We start from the raw sequence: 16,049 nt of genomic DNA on the forward strand, positions 1-16,049 counted from the left end.
GATTGGTAACTGAAGCGTCGTCGGATTGGCATCGTCCGGGCGCACATCGTCCTCCGTTCTGCATTGCAGCAACGATCACTCATGGGGGACTTTGTGATCCGACCGACCACCAGCCTGCTCGCGCTTGCCGGCGCGCTTTTCTACGCCAACGCCGCGGTCGCGCAGACCGCATCCGCCACCGCGCCTGCGGTGGACGACAGCGCCGACAGCGTGAGCGTCGTCGAAACCAATGCGATGATCCTTGTCACCGCCAAGGCGACGCGATCGGCGACCGCGATCCCGCAGACCGAGATCCAGAAGATCCTGCCGGGCGTTTCGCCGCTGAAGGCGATCCAGACGCTGCCGGGCGTGCTCTACATCACCGCCGATCCGTGGGGCTATAACGAGCAGAACGCGCAGATCTTCATCCACGGTTTCGCCGCCAACCAGCTCGGCTACACGATGGACGGCATCCCGCTGGGCGATCAGAGCTATGGCAATTATAACGGCCTGTCGCCGCAGCGCGCGGTCATCTCCGAAAATGTCAGCCGCGTCGTCGTGTCGGCGGGTGCGGGCGATCTCGCCACCCCGTCGAACAGCAATCTGGGCGGCACGGTCGAAACCTTCTCGTCCGATCCGCTCGATCGGATGGGCATCCAGGCCGCGCACACCTTCGGCAGCTACGATACCGCGCGCACCTTCGTTCGCGTCGACAGCGGCACCTTCGGCAACGGCAATTCGGCCTATATCTCGGGCGCCCGCCAGCGCGCCCGCGCGTGGGACTTCAACGGCAAGCAGGGCGGCTATCAGGCAAACGCCAAGTTCGTCCACGAGGACTCGGTCGGCAAGCTGACCGCCTATTTCGACTATAACGACATGACCCAGCCGAACGAGGACGCGACCGTCTTCTTCAAGCCATCGGCGGGGGGCACGGCGACGGCGGTGCAGCTGTTCACGCCTTATACCAAGCCCTTCTTCTACCCCGATCTGACGACCTACCGGACCTCCTATCTGAGCGCTGCGGGCAATTCGCCGGCGGCCGAGGGCAGCAATTATCGCAACTATTATTCGGATGCGCAGCGCACCGATTATCTCGCTTACCTACGCTACGACGCCAATCTGAGCGACAAGGTGCGCCTGTCGACGACCGGCTATTATCACCACAATGACGGCGCCGGCGTCGTCGCGGGCCCGCTGGGTCAGTCGATCACGACCGCGCAGCCCTATCTTGATCCGAACTATGCGACGATCCCCACCAATTGCCGCTTCGCCGCGAACGCCAATGGCGTGCGCCCGGCGGCCTGCACGGGGATCACCGCGGCGCAGGCGACCGCCGCCGGCGCGGCGCTGGTCGCGGCGACGGGCGGTTCGGGGCTGATCACCCGCACCACCGAATATCGCATCGATCGCGAAGGCGCGATCGTGGCGCTGAACGTCGATCTGGGCACGCACAAGATCGAACTGGGCGGCTGGTTCGAACATAACAGCACGACGCAGTGGCGCCGCTGGTATGCCGTGCCCGTGGCACAGCCCGAACTCAGCACGCCTTATGTCCGCCCGCGCGACGTGATGACCCCGCTGTTCACGCAATATCAGGGCGATGCGACCATCTATAACCTGCAGCTCCACATTCAGGACAGCTGGCAGGCGACCGAAAAGCTGCTGATCCAGGGCGGTTTCAAGACCAGCGCGCAATGGGCCGACGGCCGTTATCCGGTGCAGCCGCGCGTCGGTTCGCTGGGCGGCACGACCGCATTGCCCGAAGGCAAGATCAACACGAAACGCTGGTTCCTGCCCGCGATCGGCGCGACCTATGACTTCAACGGGCATGAGCAGGTCTATTTCAACGTCCAGAAGAACCTGCGCCAGTATCAGGCCTATCTGGCGGGCGGCGGCGGCCCCTGGTTCACGGGCAGCCAGCCGGCGTTCGATGCCTTTGCCAAGGACGGCAAGCCGGAAAGCAGCTGGACCTACGAAATCGGCCTGCGCACGAACCGCAGCTTCGACAACGGCGTCTCGCTGAACGCGCAGGTCAATTATTACCATGTCGACTTCAGCGATCGTCTGCTTGCGATCCCGACCAATCCGGGCGGTATCGCGGGCAGCGGCATCACCGGCGGCACGTCGACGCTGGTAAACGTCGGCGACGTCAAGACCGACGGCGTCGATGCGGCGTTCACGGTGCGCTACAAGGGCTTCTCGCTCTACAATGCGGTGTCGTACAGCCTGGCCAAATATCAGAACGACTATACGTCGACCGCGTCGGGCATAGGCGCCGCCAGCAACACCTGCATCGGCGGTTTCCTGGTCGTGAACGGCATCGTTCCGACGTGCGGCAAGCAGTTGCCCGGCACGCCCAAGTGGATGAACAAGACGGTCGCCACCGCCGGTGTCGGCCCGTTCGAAGCGCAACTGATCGGCGACTATGTCGGCCGCCGCTTCGCGACGTTCAGCAACGACGCCAGCGTGAAGTCCTACTTCCTGCTGTCGGGCCGCATTGCCGCGAAGATCCCCGAAAATCTGATCCCGCTGCGCAAGGCCGAAATCTCGCTCAACGTCACCAACATCACGAAGAAGAAGGGCGCATCGTCGCTCTCGATCGGATCGGCGACCAACAGCTATTCGGCCTATCCGATCGCGCCACGCCAGTGGTTCCTGACCCTGTCGGCGGCCTACTAAGGCTATCGGCTGGCTGCTTCCAACAGCGAATGCAGACGATGGCCGGCATCCCAAAAGTTCGGGGTGCCGGTCATCGGATCGTTCTGTCTTGCTAATGAATTGCAATAACGCAGTCGATCGGTTAGGCGCGCCCCAAAAGGGGATATAAAATGCGTCGCACCATCAGTTCTGCGGTTTCCGCCCTGTCGCTGGCGATCGCCGTGCAGGCATCTGCCCAGTCGACCGCGCCGGATGCTGCGCAAGGCGACGGCAGCGACATCATCGTCACCGCCGCACGCTCCGCGCTACCGGTCAACGCGCTGCCGCTGACGATCGACCTGATCGACAAGGCGGCCCTCGATCAGCAGATCGCGATTTCGGGATCGGTGGTGGATGCCGTGTCGAACCTGACGCCGTCCTTCTCGCCGACGCGACAGAAGCTCTCGGGTGCGGGCGAAACGTTGCGTGGCCGTTCGCCGCTCTATGCGATCAACGGCATCCCGCAGACCACCCCGCTGCGCGACGGCAGCCGCGACGGTTTCACGATCGATGGCTTCTTCGTCGATCGGGTCGAGCTGATCTACGGTTCGAACGCACTGCAGGGGATTGGCGGCACCGGCGGCATCGTCAATCAGGTGACGGTCGGCGCGCCGAAGAAGGAAGGTATTTCGGGCCGCGCGCTCGTGCAGGGCACGGCCAATAACGGCTTCGACGGTGATGGCACCGGCGGCAAGGTCGCGGGGCTCGTCCAGTATAAGGCGGATCGTTTCGACGCGAGCGTCGGCGTGGCCTATGAAAAGCGCGGCGCCTTCTTCGACGGCGATGGCCGCGTCATCGGCGTCAATCTGACGCAGGGTGAAACCCAGGATTCGAAGACGCTGAACCTGTTCGGCCGCTTCGGCTATCAGCTTGGCGGCACCGGGCGGATCGACCTGATCGCCAGTCGTTACGAGCTGAAGGGCGATGGCGATTATGTCGCGATCGCGGGCAATCGCCTCACCGGGCGTCCGACCAGCGCGATCAAGGGCACGCCACCGGGCGAATCCGCGCGCAGCCGCACCGAAAGCGTTGCCCTGTCGGTGACGGACACGGCGCTGGGCGGTGGCAATTTCGTCAGCCAGATCTTCTTCAACCGCACCCGCGACACCTTCGGGGCCGAGGTCAACGCGATCGCCACCTTCCAGGATGTGCGCCTCGCGCCGATCGGCACGCTGATCGATCAGTCGCAGAACCGGTCGCGCAAGCTGGGCGGCAAGATCAGCTATGAACGCGCCGTCCCTGGTTTCGAGGCGCTGACACTCACCGGCGGCTTCGACACGCTGTTCGACAAGACCGAGCAGCGGCTGATCGCCACCGGCCGCATCTGGGTTCCGCCGACCGATTTCCGCAGCCTCGCGCCCTTCGGCCAGTTCAACCTCGCGCTGTTCGACAAGAAGCTGCGCCTGGCGGGCGGCGCGCGCTGGGAAAATGTCCAGATCAAGATCGACGACTATACGACGCTGGCATCGACCACGACGCCGGCGGGTGGCGTCACCGTCGCGGGCGGGAAGCCCAAGTTCAGCGACGTCCTGTTCAACGGTGGCATCATCTTCGAACCGTGGAGCGGCATCCGCGCCTATGCGAGCTATGCGGAAGGCTTCACCGTGCCCGACGTCGGCCGCATCACCCGCGCGGTCAATCGCGCCAATGTCGACATCGATACCTTCCTCGATATCAGCCCGATCATCTCGAACAATCGCGAGATCGGGGTCGAGGTGAAGCAGGGGCCGCTCGATGCCAGCGTCACCTATTTCTGGTCGTCGAGCGACAAGGGGCAGCTGCTGATTGCGCAGGCCAACGGCATTTTCGACGTGCAGCGCCAGCGGGTCGAAATCCACGGGATCGAGCTGAATGCGGGCATCCGCATGCCGATTGAAGGGCTCAAGCTCAATGTCGGTTACGCCCATTTGTCGGGCCGCTACGATGCGAGCACGGTGCCCGACGGCAAGGTCGATACCGATTTGGACGGCACCAACATCTCGCCCGATCGCCTGAACCTGGCCGCGAGCTACATCGCTGGGCGGGTGTCGGCGCGGGTCCAGACGCAATATTATCTCAGCCGCACGTTCAAGGGGCTGGTGCGCGATCCGCGGAACGACTTTGGCGGCTATCAGATCACCGATGCCTCAGTCCGTTATCAGACCGGGTTGGGCGGGATCAGCCTTTCGGTCGCGAACCTCTTTAACAAGCAATATATCGATTATAGCAGCGACACGCGGCTGCCGACCGACAACTTCGCCTATTTCGCCGGGCGCGGTCGCACCTTCACGCTGGGTTGGGACTACCGCTTCTGAAGACGCTCGACACGCTGCACCGCTGGACGGGCGGGCTGATCGGACTGGTGCTGGCCCTGCTGGGCCTGTCCGGCGCGATCCTCGTCCACCGCGACGCATGGATCATGCTGCCGCACGCCGAAGATGCGCGCGTGGAGGATTTCGACGCGGTCGCCCGCGCGACGGCGCGGATGATGGCGTCGCCCGATGCGCGGCCGCAGTCGATCATCTATGCCAGTGACAGTTTCGGCCTCGATCGGCTGACCTTTGCGAAGGGGGCGGGCGCCTATGCCGATCAGGCGGGTACCATCGTCACCCGCTGGGACAGCCAATGGGCGCGGCCCGAAATCTGGATGTTCGATTTCCATCATCATCTGTTCGCTGGTGATGCGGGCGAAGTGGTGATCGGCATCGCCGGGATATGCGGGCTGTTCTTCGTGGTTTCGGGCACGATCCTGTGGTGGCGGACGCGGCGGACGTTCGAGGCGCGCCTGCTGCCGCGCCGGTTCAGCCGGCCGGCGATCCTGCGCCATCATCGCGATCTCGGCATCATGGCCGCCGCTTTGCTGCTGCTCTCGCTCTACACCGGCATCGCCTTCATCTTCCGGCCGGTGACGACGCTCGTGCTCGGGCCGGGAGCCCCTGCGGCGATCGAAAAGGCGAACAAGGCCCCCAAGGCGCCGTCGGCGAAGCTGTCGCCCGACGTGGATTGGGCCGCGATCGTCCGGACCGCGCATGCACGCTTTCCGGACGCTGAACTGCGGATCGTCAGCCTGCCGCGCAAGGATAGCGGCCTGATCTCGGTGCGGATGCGCCAGCCGGCCGAATGGCTGCCCAACGGACGGACGATGCTCTGGTTCGCGGCCGACAGCGGGCGGCTGGTCGAAACGCGCGATGCCCTTGCGCAGCCGTTGCAGGTCCGGGGATTCAATCTCATCTATCCGCTGCACGCGGCGAAGGTGGGCGGGCTTGCCTATCGGTTGGTGATGACGCTGTCGGGCCTGGCGCTCACCTTGCTCGGCAGCCTTGCGGCCTGGAGCTTCTGGTTCGCGCGGCCCAAGCCGAAGCCTAGGAAACGGCCGGCGCAGGTGGCCAAAGCCGCATAGGGGGTTCGCCCCCTCGGAAGCCGATCGATAAGCCTCGACAAAGGCCGACCTCTCCCTTGACACGATGTCACGCACATCGCGGAGAGGATAAAAATGCGCTTCCACTGTTCCGAGGCCATGACGGCCATCGCCAACTATATCCCGCTCGCCAAGGCGGTGGAGGAGGCGGGCTATGCCGGCTTTCTGGTGCCCGACAGCCTGATCTACCCGCAGGCGTCCGACACCGAATATCTCTATAATAGCGACGGCAGCCGTGATTTCCTCGAGAACAAGCCGTTCGTCGAAAGCTTCATCCTCTCCTCGGCGATCCTGACCGCGACCAGCCGGCTCGAAGTCACCACCAACGTCGTCAAGCTGCCCGTCCGCCAGCCGCTCTATTCGGCGAAGCTCGCCTGCTCGGTCGACGCGCTGAGCGGGGATCGGTTCAACTTCGGCGTGGGGCTGAGCGTCTGGCCCGACGATTATCAGGCGATGGGGGTCGATTATGCCAAGCGCGGCAAGCGGCTCGATGAATGTATCGAGATCGTCCGCGGCCTCGCGACCGGCGACTATTTCGAGTTTCACGGCGAGTTTTACGACATGCAGTCGGTGAAGATTAACCCGGTCGGAAGCCGCCCGCTGCCGATCCTGGTCGGCGGGCACAGCGATCCCGCGCTCCGCCGCGCGGCGCTGCATGACGGGTTCATCTATGCGGGCGGCGCCTATGACGATTTCGTCGCCCTGATCGAAAAGCTGCGCGGCTATCGCGACGAGGCGGGGACGGCGGCAAAGCCCTATCGCATTTTCGCGCGCACCTATGATGAGGTCACGCCCGATTATGTGCGCCGCATGGAGGATCTGGGCGTCACCGACATGCCTGTCGCCTTCCGCAACATGTATGCGAACGAGGAAGACACCCAGCCGCTCGATGAGAAGATCGCCGATTATGTGCGCTTCGCGGATAATGTGATGGCGAAGCTCTGACCCTCTCCACCCTCCCCCGCCAGGGGGAGGTGTCAGCGTAAGCTGACGGAGGGGGAGGGCGGCGGCCAATAGGAGGTTTCGTATCCTCCCCCTCCGTCGCCTTTGGCGCCACCTCCCCCTGGCGGGGGAGGATTTGGGATGGGCTACGGCATCGCCAGGCTGCTCAGTTCGCGGATCGAGATGCCGTAGGTTTTGCAGATATGGTCGCGCAGGATCGCCTTGGCGCGCGCCATTTCCGCATAGGCTTCCTCTTCGGCCGCCTCCATGTCGAGATTGACCTCGAAATGGTTGGGGACCATCGCTTCCCAGGTGGTCCGGTGCGCGGCTGCGGCGGCGCGGACCGCCGCGACCAGATCCTGTCCGTCGCCTCGAATGATATCGGTCATATCCTGCCAACGCCCGAAGCGCGGCGGGGGTTCAGCAGCGTTCGTACTTCCAGTTGCGGCGCTTGCCCTCCGCCATCCATTCGACCGCATTGGCGATGCGGCCCGCGCGGGTCTCGGCGCGTTTGGCCTCGACGACCCATTCGACATATTCGCGCTTCTGCCCCTCGGGAAAGCCGTCATAGGTCGCCTGCGCGGCCGGCACGGCGGCGAGCGCGGCGGCCAGATCGTCGGGCAGGGCGACCGGGGGCTTGGGGTGCTTGATCGGCCGTGGCGTCTTCGCGCCCGTGTCGATCAGCGCCATCGCCCGCGCGATCATCGCTTTCAGGTCGGCGTCGGCGGGCAGATCGGCAACGCTGGTGAGCCGGCCGAACTGGCCCATCGCATCCTTGTCCTTCGCCGGGGCCTCGCCCGTCGCCTGTTCGCGCTGCCAGAAACCGAACGAGGCGTGCGCCTTGAACGCCGCCATCTGGCACAGGATCGACCCCTTATAGGTGAAGCTGGGCATGCCCCAGCGGATCGTCTCCTCCACCTGCGGGCAGGCCGCATGCACCACGCCACGCAGGTGGGTCAGGATCGGCGCGGCAAAGGGCGCCGCCTTGGCGATATAAGCGTCGATACGGTCGTCGACGCTCATGGCTTATTCCGCCGGAGCGGGGGCCGGAGCGCGGTTCGCGCGCAGCTTGCCCAGGTTCGTCGCCGCCAGGAACAGCAGCCCGCTATAGGCCGCGCCGTAAACGACGCCGATCGCGATGTTGAGATGATCGTTCGACGCACCCACCATCGGAATCGTGCAAACCGTCAGGAACAGCATCAGCCCCAGATTGATGATCAATGGCAGCATGCCCCGGATCAGCATCCACGTCGTCACGCACAGGATCGCCAGCAGCGCGATGCCGCCTGCGGTGCCCTGCATCGGCAGCCAGTGGCACAGGAAGGCATAGCCGACCCCCATCAGCGCGCCGAGCAGATCGGGCCAATAGGCGGCCGGGCTCGCATGGTGGATCGCCGACCAATAGAGCGTGAACAGGAAGCCGGACCACAGATGGACGATGCCGATCGTGCTTCCAAGGACCATGTAGCCCGCCACCAGCGGAATGAGCACGACCACGATGATCGCCGCCTTCAGCGCGCCTGGCGCAGCCTGTCCCTCACTCGACATGAAATCTCCCCTCTCGAATTTTATAAAGGGTTATGCAGGGGTTCGACGGCGGGGGCAATGATGATGACCTTGCCGCTAAGGATGCTGTGCGCCAAGGTGGGCGAAGCTTAGGCCGGGGGGCTTTGACGATGCGAAAGACGGATGGGATCGCGCTGCTGGGCGCGGGTTTGATGACGTTTTGGAGCGGAACCGCACTGGCACAGGCCGCCGCCTGCGCGACGCCGCCCGCGACCGGTGCGCGGCTTGCGGGCGACCTGAAGCTGGCCGAGGAAGGCCATGCGATCGACATTTCGAACGACAGCGACAGCGATGCCGTGGTCAAGCTGCGCCATGTCGAAACCGGCAAGCTCGCCGCCAGCTTTTACATCGCGCACTCGGATTCGATGACGATCGAGGGCGTGCCCGACGGCGAATATCTGCTCCAATATGCTTTCGGGCCGGGGCTGGGCGCCGATTGCCGCACGCTGTCGAGCATCATCAAGGCGAACCAGATGCCCGGCGCCGACGATCTGCGCACCGAAACGATCGACGATGAGGATCATACCGAGACGAAGCGCCATTCGGTGTCTTACGCGCTGTCGGTCAGCCAGGATGCGAACATGCGCGCGGTGGGGATCAGCGCGGCGGCGTTCAACGCCGATTGACGATCATCTGCGTTGCGGGGCGGGGCGCGAGCGGTTAGCCTCCCCGCATGGTCTATCCGCCGCCCGTTCTCGTCCGTAAGCCCACATCCCGCGCGGTGTGGATCCGCCGTCTGGTGCTGGTCGGCACGCTGCTGATCCTCGTCGGCACCTGGGCGGTCGCCAATTATATGAAGACTGGCGAGCGCGAGCCGCTGGTCACGGCGGGGCAGGAACGGCTGGCCGACGAGACGCCTCTCGACGACGGCGGCACCGAAACCGCGCTGGGGCCGATCGACGGCCCGGCAGCAGAGGCGCCACCGCCGGCGGCTCCCCCCGCGACGGCCGAGCCTGCTCCCGCCGCGCCTGCGCCCGAACCTGCTGCTGCGGTTTCTGAACCGACGCCCGCCCCGGCCCCGGTCCAGCGGCGTTCGAACGACTCGCGATTGGCGAACAACTGGCATTATGTCCCGCGCCTCGGCGACGGCCCGGCCGTGATCTACACGCGCACCGGCGGCGCGTGGGATTATGCGCTCTCCTGCAACACCGGGCGCGCGCAGATCGAGTTCATCGCGGTGCGCACCGGCGATCCGCAGGGCTTTGGCGGGCAATATATGCGCGCTGGTTCGGTCACCGCGCGGCTCGACGCGACCTATTCACGCACCGCCGGCGGCACGATCTCGATGGTCCTGCCTGCGCGCCACCAGCTGTTCGATGCGGTGGCGGGGCAGGGGCAGGCGATCGAGGCGCAGGTCGTGGCGGGCGCGCCGACGGTGTTGCCGGTCAACGGCGATGTCGCGCGGCTCATCCGTCAGTGCCGCGGGCGGGGCGCCTGATCGCGACAGGCTTCCCTTGTCGGTTCGTTTCGCGCATGCAGCATCGATGATCCGTTTTCGTCTTGCCGGGCCGGCGCTCGGCCTTGCGCTCCTCGCCGCCTGCACAACCCCCGCTCCGGTTGCCAAGCCGGTGCCGACCGTGGCGCCGCCGCCGGTCCCCGTCGCGGTGACGCCGCCGCGCGACTGGCGCGACGCGCCGCTGACTGCGGGCACATGGCGCTACGTTCCCGGCACGGCGCAATCCTACGCCGTCTATGGCGCGGCCGGCGCTCAGCCCGCTTTGGTGATCGCGTGCGACAAGACCGCGCGGACGATCGCGATCATGCGGCAGGGGGCGGCGACCAGCCTGACCGTCACCACCTCCTATGGCGCGGCGACCCTTCCCGCAGGTGGGCTTTCGCATGACGGGAAGATGATGACAGGCGCACGGATCTCCGCGCGCGACAATCTGCTCGATCGGATCGGCTATAGCCGGGGGCGCTTTGCGGTGATGGGTGCGGGGCTGGCGCCGGTGATCGTACCGGCCTGGGCCGAACCGGCGCGGGCGGTAGAGGATTGTCGACAAGCGTCTTAAAATCAAGACTTGTTCGCAACCGCAGGATGACCCACATTCGAGTCCTCGGCAACATTGCGAAAGGAGGTGATCCGATGTCTCATGGTTCAGCGTGGGGGTCGGTTCTGTCCGTTCGGGAGACGCGCTTCTAACGAAGCGCCAGGGGTCTTCCGGGCCGGCACCTTCCGGCCGCTGACCATGTAAGGGGACTGCCGGGCTCGCCCGGCAGTCCTTTTTCATATCTGGTAGCTTTAATTCAGCTTCGACCTTCGCGCTCCAGCAGCGCATCTTCGACCTGGACGGCGTGGACCGCCAGGCGCACCTCGATCAAGAACAGGGTCAGCCCCGCGATCAGCAGCAGCATCGCCAGGACGAACAGCGACGCCGTCAACCGGCCGAAGCCGAGTTCGAGCAGGTTGGCGACGAACAGCCCCGCAACCACGATGCAGATCAGCACCGCGCTGGCGGTGCATAGGAAGATCGCGTTGCCGACGATCCGCATCCTCTTGTCCAGCAGCCGCAGCCGCTTCACCTGCTTTTCGTGAATCGGATCGCCGACGGGGGTGAACTCACGTTCGATCCGGCGGGCATGATCGACGATGCGCGACAGGCGGCTGGCCAGCAGGTTCAGAATCGATCCGATGCCGGTGAGCAGGAAGACGGGCGCAAGCGCGGTCTGGATGACGTGCGCGATGTCGGTCGGCAGCACGGGAAGGATCGGAAGCATGGCGAAAAGGTGCGCGCGGGCACTTTTTCGGTCAAGCGCGTCCGTCCGGGTTTCTACTTACGCCCATGTCAGGAATGGCGGAAATCCGATATTTATCATCCATTATAATTGCACAAATCGCATTGGTTGCATTTTATGCATCCGTAGGCGCAATCCTTTCAATTGCGATCAACCGGCTGATCCTCCATTTCGCAGTGCAACAAGATTGAGGACGCTGACGGCTCAAATCGAAAGGAGTTTTCTGATGAAGAAGATTGTTGCTCTCGCCATCCTGACCTCCGCGATCGCCGCTCCGGCGCTCGCCGAAACCCAGAGCTTCACCCGCGACGGCCAGACCTACACCTACGAAGTCAAGCAGGCCGGCGAAGTCGCGATCGTCAACGGCACCGACCAGTCGGGCAAGGCGTTCTCGCTGCGCGTCCGCAACGGCCGCGTCTCGGGCAACTATGCCGGCACCGCCGTCGCCTTCGCTGCGCCGAAGGTCCAGACCGCGGCTGCGAACAGCTCGGAAAGCCCGCTGGCTACCCGCTGATCGCTCACCGATCGAAACTGAAAAGGCCGCGGATCACTCCGCGGCCTTTTTGTTTGTGCGCCGCACAAATCGGCGGATTTTAGCCCGCGTTTCGCGCGGGCGTATTAACGCCCATCGACTGCAGATACTTCTTCACGTTGCGCGCAGCCTGGCGAATGCGCTGCTCATTCTCGACCATCGCGATCCGGACGAAGCCTTCGCCGTCCTCGCCATAACCGACGCCCGGCGCTACCGCGACGCCCGCATGCGTCAGGAGCTGCTTCGAGAATTCGAGGCTGCCCAGATGTGCGACCGCCGGCGGCAGCGGCGCCCAGCAGAACATCGACGCGCGCGACGGCGGAATGTCCCAGCCCGCGCGACCGAAGCTTTCGACCAGCACGTCGCGACGCCGCTGGTAGAGTTCGCGATTCTTCTGGACGATATCCTGCGGCCCGTTGATCGCCGCAACCGCCGCCGCCTGGATCGGCGTGAAGGCGCCATAATCGAGATACGACTTCACGCGCGTCAGTGCCGCGATCAGCTGCTTGTTGCCCACCGCGAAGCCCATGCGCCAGCCCGCCATCGAATAGGTCTTCGACATCGACGTAAACTCGATCGCGACGTCCTTCGCGCCCGGCACCTGCAGGATCGAAGGCGTCGGATTGCCGTCATAATAAAGTTCGGAATAAGCGAGGTCGCTCAGCACCCAGACCTTATGCTCCTTCGCCCAGGCGACGAGCCGTTCGTAAAAGGCCAGGTCGACCGTTTCGGCGGTGGGGTTGGACGGATAGCCGACCACCAGCACCGACGGGCGCGGCACCGTGAACTTCATCGCGCGATCGAGCGCCTCCCAATAGCGTTCGTCGGGCGTGGTCGGCACCGAACGGATCGTGGCGCCGGCGATGATGAAGCCGAAGGTGTGGATCGGGTAGCTCGGGTTCGGCGCCAGGATGACGTCGCCGGGCGCGGTGATCGCGGTGGCGAGGCTCGACAGCCCCTCCTTAGACCCCATCGTGACGACGACTTCGGTTTCGGGATCGACGTCGACCCCGAAGCGGCGCTGATAATAGCCGGCCTGCGCGCGGCGGAGGCCCGGAATGCCCTTCGACGCCGAATAGCCGTGCGCGTCGGGCTTCTGCGCCACCTCGACCAGCTTGTCGATGACATGCTGGGGCGGCGGCAGATCGGGGTTGCCCATGCCAAGATCGATGATGTCCTCGCCCCGCGCTCGCGCCGCTGCCCGCATCGCGTTCACTTCGGCGATGACATAAGGGGGCAGGCGCTTGATGCGGTAAAATTCCTCGGACATGACGATTCCTAGTGTTTGCTCCTTGGCGACGCGGGGCCGATCGCCCAATGTCACCGGGAGCGGCTTATACGCGCGGGCGCGCCGAATTGGCAGGCGTGCCCGTGAAAAAATCAGCGGAGCGTAACATGGGTGATCTCGGCGAGGATTGGGGCAGGCAGACGACCGTATCGGAGCTGCCGCCGCTTGCCGAAATCCAGCACTGGACCGGCGTCGTCGGACAGGCGCAGCAGATGATCATGGAACATCTGGTCCACGCCATGCCCGATGCCGGCAGCCTGCCGCTACCCGACATGCAGTTCCCCGATATGGGCGCGATCATGGGTGACACGACCAGGCTGGTCGATCTGCAGAGCGATGCCGTGGGCGACGCGCTGGGCCTGTGGACCGCCCTGATGAAGGGCGATGTCGAGGCGCTGAAGGCCGCCGACCGCGATCGTCGCTTCAATGCCGAGGCGTGGCGCCAGACTCCGATCTTCGATGTGATCCGCCAGGCCTATCTGCTGCTGTGCGAACATTTCATGCGCGCGGTCGATGCGATCGACGGGGTCGAGCCCGAGGTGCGCAACAAGATCCGCTTCGCGATGCGCACCGTGACCGAGGCGATGTCGCCCGCCAATTTCCCGCTGACCAACCCCCAGGTGCTGGAACGCATCTTCGAAACGCGCGGGCAGAATCTGCTGCGCGGCCTCGAACATATGCTCGCCGACATCACCAAGGGGCAGCTGACCCAGGTCCGGCAGGGCGCGTTCGAACTGGGACGCAACATCGCCGCCACGCCCGGCAAGGTGATCCACGAAACCCCGCTCTATCAGCTGATCCATTATGCGCCGACGACCGAGACGGTGTTCGAAACCCCGCTGTTGATCTTCCCGGCATGGATCAACCGTTTCTACATCCTCGATCTCAACCAGCGGAACAGCTTCGTGCGCTGGGCGGTGGATCAGGGGATCAGCGTGTTCCTCGTCTCATGGAAGTCGGCGGACGAGAGCATCGCAGGCATCGGCATGGACGATTATGTGATCGGCGGGCAGATCGATGCGATCGATGCCGTGCGCAAGGCGACGGGGGCCGAGAGCGTCCACACGATCGGCTATTGCGTGGCGGGCAGCGTGCTCGCGATGACGCTCGCTTATCTTGCCGCGAAGGGGGAGGCGGGGAAGGTCGCCAGCGCCACCTTCTTCACCGCGCAGGTCGATTTCGAGGAAGCGGGCGAGCTCAAGCATCTGCTGAGCGACGAACTGATGGCGATGCTGCCGATGCTGACCGGGGACAAGGGCGTGCTCGACGGCCGCTTCCTGGCCGCTTCGTTCAACCTGCTGCGCGCGCGCGATCTGATCTGGAACTATGTCGTCCAGAATTATCTGCTGGGCGAGGATTATCCCGAGTTCGATCTGCTCCACTGGAACAACGATACGACCAACCTGCCCGGCGAATGGCATCGCGACTATATCCAGGCGCTGTATCGCGACAATCGGCTGGTGCAGCCGGGCGCGCTGAGCATCGCCGGCGTACCGATCGATCTGACGAAGATCCTGACGCCGGCCTATATCCAGGCGGGGCGTGAGGATCATATCGCCCCGGCGCCCAGCGTCTGGCGGATCATGGATCATTTCCGCGGCGATCGGCGCTTCGTGCTGGCGGGGTCGGGTCACGTCGCGGGCGTGGTCAATCCGCCGGCGGCGAAGAAATACCAATATTGGACCAATCCGGCCGCGGACAGCTTTGCCGATTTCGTGGCGAATGCCGTCGAAACGCCGGGCAGTTGGTGGAGCGACTGGATTGGCTGGATCGCCGATCGATCGGGGCCGAAGGTGCCGGCCAAGGGCAAGCGAGTCCCCGGCAAGGGGCCGCTCAAGGCGATCGAGGATGCCCCCGGCCGCTATGTGCGGATGCGGTAACAAAAGCGTCTCGAAAAATTTTATCCACAGGCCGGAACCGCGCAATCGCATGCGCGTTGGCGGGGTGGGGCAACAGCGGAAAAGCGCCATTTTCTCTGTTGTGCTTCTGCTTTGTTGCAGCGCACAATGAGACTTGACCTGATCCGTCGCCTCCTGTATTGTGCATCGCAACATCAGGAGCAGGTGGGCAATGGCTGACGACATCACCCCGGCGGCAGGCGTCAAGGCGCCGGTTAAGTCCGTGGAAGCCGAAAGGCCGAAGGCGGCACCGGTTGCGGCGAAGGCCGCGCCCGTCGCCCCGGTCAAAGTTGCCGAACCGGTAAAGGCCGCAGAACCCAAGGCGGTCGAACCGATCAAGAGCGTCGCGCCGGCAAAGCCGGTCGCCGTCGCAACTCCCGCTCCTGCGCCAAAGGCGGCCAAGCCGGCCGTGAAGAGCGTCAAGAAGGCGCCGGTGAAGACGGCTCCCGTCAAGGTGGCTCCCGCCGCCAAGAAGGTTGCCGCCCCTAAGGTCGCAAAGCCTGCGGCCACGCCCAAGCCTCTTTCGAAAGGACCGACCGGGATGCCTGCGCTCGAAACCCCATTTTCCACCTCCGCAATGACCGAAAAGGCCAAGACGATGTTCACCGATATCAGCGATCGCGCGAAGACCGCCTTTGAGAAGAGCTCGAAGGTCGGCGAGGAAATCACCGAATTCTCGAAGGGCAACCTCGAAGCCTTCGTCACCTCGGCGAAGACTGCCGCCAAGGGTGCCGAGACGATCGGTCAGGAACTGGCCGACTATGGCAAGAAGAACTTCGAAACCGCGTCGGCGACCGTCAAGAGCATGACGATGGCCAAGACCCCGACCGAGCTGTTCCAGCTGCAGAGCGATTATGCGAAGACGTCGTTCGACAGCGCCGTCGCCGAAATGTCGAAGCTCAGCGAGACCTGGCTGAAGCTGGCCGGCGACGTGTTCCAGCCGCTATCGAGCCGCTATGCGCTCGCGGCCGAGAAGTTCAAGACCGCGGCCTGATCCGCCGCGCTTCTGCTTCC

Annotated in this window: 15 protein-coding genes; 10 read left to right on the forward strand and 5 right to left on the reverse strand. The window is 64.5% G+C overall.

The genetic code is table 11. The features are described 5' to 3' along the window. The first annotated feature begins 81 nt into the window (after nucleotides 1-81). From EOD43_RS08230 to EOD43_RS08245, 4 genes are all read left to right on the forward strand, one after another. Complete coding sequence (locus tag EOD43_RS08230) at nucleotides 82-2,658, forward strand: TonB-dependent receptor (RefSeq protein WP_164857163.1); 2,577 nt, start codon at nucleotides 82-84, stop codon at nucleotides 2,656-2,658. 149 nt (nucleotides 2,659-2,807) lie between these two features. Next, on the forward strand, nucleotides 2,808-4,970 hold the full coding sequence (locus EOD43_RS08235) for a TonB-dependent receptor (RefSeq protein ID WP_127742849.1): 2,163 nt from the start codon (nucleotides 2,808-2,810) through the stop codon (nucleotides 4,968-4,970). Then, nucleotides 4,967-6,055 carry a PepSY-associated TM helix domain-containing protein gene (locus EOD43_RS08240; RefSeq protein ID WP_127744676.1) on the forward strand — a complete coding sequence of 363 codons (1,089 nt, stop codon included), beginning with the start codon at nucleotides 4,967-4,969 and terminating at the stop codon, nucleotides 6,053-6,055. Before EOD43_RS08235 ends, EOD43_RS08240 begins: the two co-directional genes overlap by 4 nt. Before the next feature lie 117 nt (nucleotides 6,056-6,172). Beyond that, nucleotides 6,173-7,018: an LLM class flavin-dependent oxidoreductase gene (locus EOD43_RS08245; protein ID WP_240653119.1), complete on the forward strand. Its 846-nt coding sequence runs from the start codon at nucleotides 6,173-6,175 to the stop codon at nucleotides 7,016-7,018. A gap of 143 nt (nucleotides 7,019-7,161) precedes the next feature. On the opposite strand, the gene EOD43_RS08250 is transcribed toward EOD43_RS08245, so the two are convergent. From EOD43_RS08250 to EOD43_RS08260, 3 genes are read right to left on the reverse strand one after another with little or no spacing between them, the layout of a single operon-like run. Then, nucleotides 7,162-7,404: a hypothetical protein gene (locus EOD43_RS08250; protein ID WP_127742853.1), complete on the reverse strand. Its 243-nt coding sequence runs from the start codon at nucleotides 7,402-7,404 to the stop codon at nucleotides 7,162-7,164. Nucleotides 7,405-7,435: 31 nt separating this feature from the next. Then, nucleotides 7,436-8,038 (reverse strand): YdeI/OmpD-associated family protein, encoded by a 603-nt coding sequence (locus tag EOD43_RS08255; RefSeq protein WP_127742855.1) that lies wholly within the window; start codon nucleotides 8,036-8,038, stop codon nucleotides 7,436-7,438. Between the two features lie 3 nt (nucleotides 8,039-8,041). Beyond that, on the reverse strand, nucleotides 8,042-8,563 hold the full coding sequence (locus EOD43_RS08260; RefSeq protein WP_127742857.1) for a hypothetical protein: 522 nt from the start codon (nucleotides 8,561-8,563) through the stop codon (nucleotides 8,042-8,044). Between the two features lie 128 nt (nucleotides 8,564-8,691). On the opposite strand from EOD43_RS08260, the gene EOD43_RS08265 reads away from it, so the two are divergent. Genes EOD43_RS08265 through EOD43_RS08275 form a run of 3 tightly spaced genes read left to right on the forward strand, consistent with a single transcriptional unit; the run spans nucleotide 8,692 to nucleotide 10,593 of the window. Beyond that, nucleotides 8,692-9,207, forward strand: coding sequence for a hypothetical protein (locus EOD43_RS08265; protein WP_127742859.1), 516 nt, complete (start codon nucleotides 8,692-8,694; stop codon nucleotides 9,205-9,207). A gap of 47 nt (nucleotides 9,208-9,254) precedes the next feature. Further along, nucleotides 9,255-10,019 (forward strand): hypothetical protein, encoded by a 765-nt coding sequence (locus EOD43_RS23890; protein ID WP_206363507.1) that lies wholly within the window; start codon nucleotides 9,255-9,257, stop codon nucleotides 10,017-10,019. Between the two features lie 46 nt (nucleotides 10,020-10,065). Then, on the forward strand, nucleotides 10,066-10,593 hold the full coding sequence (locus EOD43_RS08275; RefSeq protein WP_127742861.1) for a hypothetical protein: 528 nt from the start codon (nucleotides 10,066-10,068) through the stop codon (nucleotides 10,591-10,593). Nucleotides 10,594-10,828: 235 nt separating this feature from the next. Here the strand turns inward: EOD43_RS08275 and EOD43_RS08280 are convergent, their stop codons facing one another. Continuing rightward, entirely contained in the window at nucleotides 10,829-11,299 is a 471-nt protein-coding gene (locus EOD43_RS08280) for a DUF2721 domain-containing protein (protein WP_127742863.1), read from the reverse strand. Between the two features lie 244 nt (nucleotides 11,300-11,543). Between EOD43_RS08280 and EOD43_RS08285 the strand changes: the two genes are divergently transcribed. Then, nucleotides 11,544-11,831: a hypothetical protein gene (locus EOD43_RS08285; protein WP_127742865.1), complete on the forward strand. Its 288-nt coding sequence runs from the start codon at nucleotides 11,544-11,546 to the stop codon at nucleotides 11,829-11,831. A 79-nt stretch (nucleotides 11,832-11,910) separates the two neighbouring features. Here EOD43_RS08285 and EOD43_RS08290 read toward each other — a convergent pair whose 3' ends face one another. Beyond that, nucleotides 11,911-13,119, reverse strand: coding sequence for an LL-diaminopimelate aminotransferase (locus EOD43_RS08290; protein WP_127742867.1), 1,209 nt, complete (start codon nucleotides 13,117-13,119; stop codon nucleotides 11,911-11,913). 125 nt (nucleotides 13,120-13,244) lie between these two features. Between EOD43_RS08290 and EOD43_RS08295 the strand changes: the two genes are divergently transcribed. Together EOD43_RS08295 and EOD43_RS08300 are read left to right on the forward strand one after the other, a co-directional pair. Continuing rightward, nucleotides 13,245-15,017: a PHA/PHB synthase family protein gene (locus EOD43_RS08295; protein WP_127742869.1), complete on the forward strand. Its 1,773-nt coding sequence runs from the start codon at nucleotides 13,245-13,247 to the stop codon at nucleotides 15,015-15,017. 190 nt (nucleotides 15,018-15,207) lie between these two features. Further along, a complete protein-coding gene (locus EOD43_RS08300) occupies nucleotides 15,208-16,029 on the forward strand; it encodes a phasin family protein (protein ID WP_127742871.1) in 822 nt (273 codons plus the stop codon). Nucleotides 16,030-16,049: the final 20 nt, after the last annotated feature.

It is taken from the genome of Sphingomonas crocodyli (genome assembly GCF_004005865.1).
In the GTDB taxonomy this organism is placed as follows: domain Bacteria; phylum Pseudomonadota; class Alphaproteobacteria; order Sphingomonadales; family Sphingomonadaceae; genus Rhizorhabdus; species Rhizorhabdus crocodyli.

What these genes read in the sequence shown, in the direction of transcription:
- EOD43_RS08275 (WP_127742861.1), top strand. Translation starts at nt 10,066, where the DNA reads ATGATCCGTTTTCGTCTTGCCGGGCCGGCGCTCGGCCTTGCGCTCCTC.
- EOD43_RS08280 (WP_127742863.1), bottom strand. Translation starts at nt 11,299, where the DNA reads ATGCTTCCGATCCTTCCCGTGCTGCCGACCGACATCGCGCACGTCATC.
- EOD43_RS08250 (WP_127742853.1), bottom strand. Translation starts at nt 7,404, where the DNA reads ATGACCGATATCATTCGAGGCGACGGACAGGATCTGGTCGCGGCGGTC.
- EOD43_RS08285 (WP_127742865.1), top strand. Translation starts at nt 11,544, where the DNA reads ATGAAGAAGATTGTTGCTCTCGCCATCCTGACCTCCGCGATCGCCGCT.
- EOD43_RS23890 (WP_206363507.1), top strand. Translation starts at nt 9,255, where the DNA reads ATGGTCTATCCGCCGCCCGTTCTCGTCCGTAAGCCCACATCCCGCGCG.
- EOD43_RS08260 (WP_127742857.1), bottom strand. Translation starts at nt 8,563, where the DNA reads ATGTCGAGTGAGGGACAGGCTGCGCCAGGCGCGCTGAAGGCGGCGATC.
- EOD43_RS08235 (WP_127742849.1), top strand. Translation starts at nt 2,808, where the DNA reads ATGCGTCGCACCATCAGTTCTGCGGTTTCCGCCCTGTCGCTGGCGATC.
- EOD43_RS08255 (WP_127742855.1), bottom strand. Translation starts at nt 8,038, where the DNA reads ATGAGCGTCGACGACCGTATCGACGCTTATATCGCCAAGGCGGCGCCC.
- EOD43_RS08295 (WP_127742869.1), top strand. Translation starts at nt 13,245, where the DNA reads ATGGGTGATCTCGGCGAGGATTGGGGCAGGCAGACGACCGTATCGGAG.
- EOD43_RS08265 (WP_127742859.1), top strand. Translation starts at nt 8,692, where the DNA reads ATGCGAAAGACGGATGGGATCGCGCTGCTGGGCGCGGGTTTGATGACG.
- EOD43_RS08300 (WP_127742871.1), top strand. Translation starts at nt 15,208, where the DNA reads ATGGCTGACGACATCACCCCGGCGGCAGGCGTCAAGGCGCCGGTTAAG.
- EOD43_RS08245 (WP_240653119.1), top strand. Translation starts at nt 6,173, where the DNA reads ATGACGGCCATCGCCAACTATATCCCGCTCGCCAAGGCGGTGGAGGAG.
- EOD43_RS08290 (WP_127742867.1), bottom strand. Translation starts at nt 13,119, where the DNA reads ATGTCCGAGGAATTTTACCGCATCAAGCGCCTGCCCCCTTATGTCATC.
- EOD43_RS08230 (WP_164857163.1), top strand. Translation starts at nt 82, where the DNA reads ATGGGGGACTTTGTGATCCGACCGACCACCAGCCTGCTCGCGCTTGCC.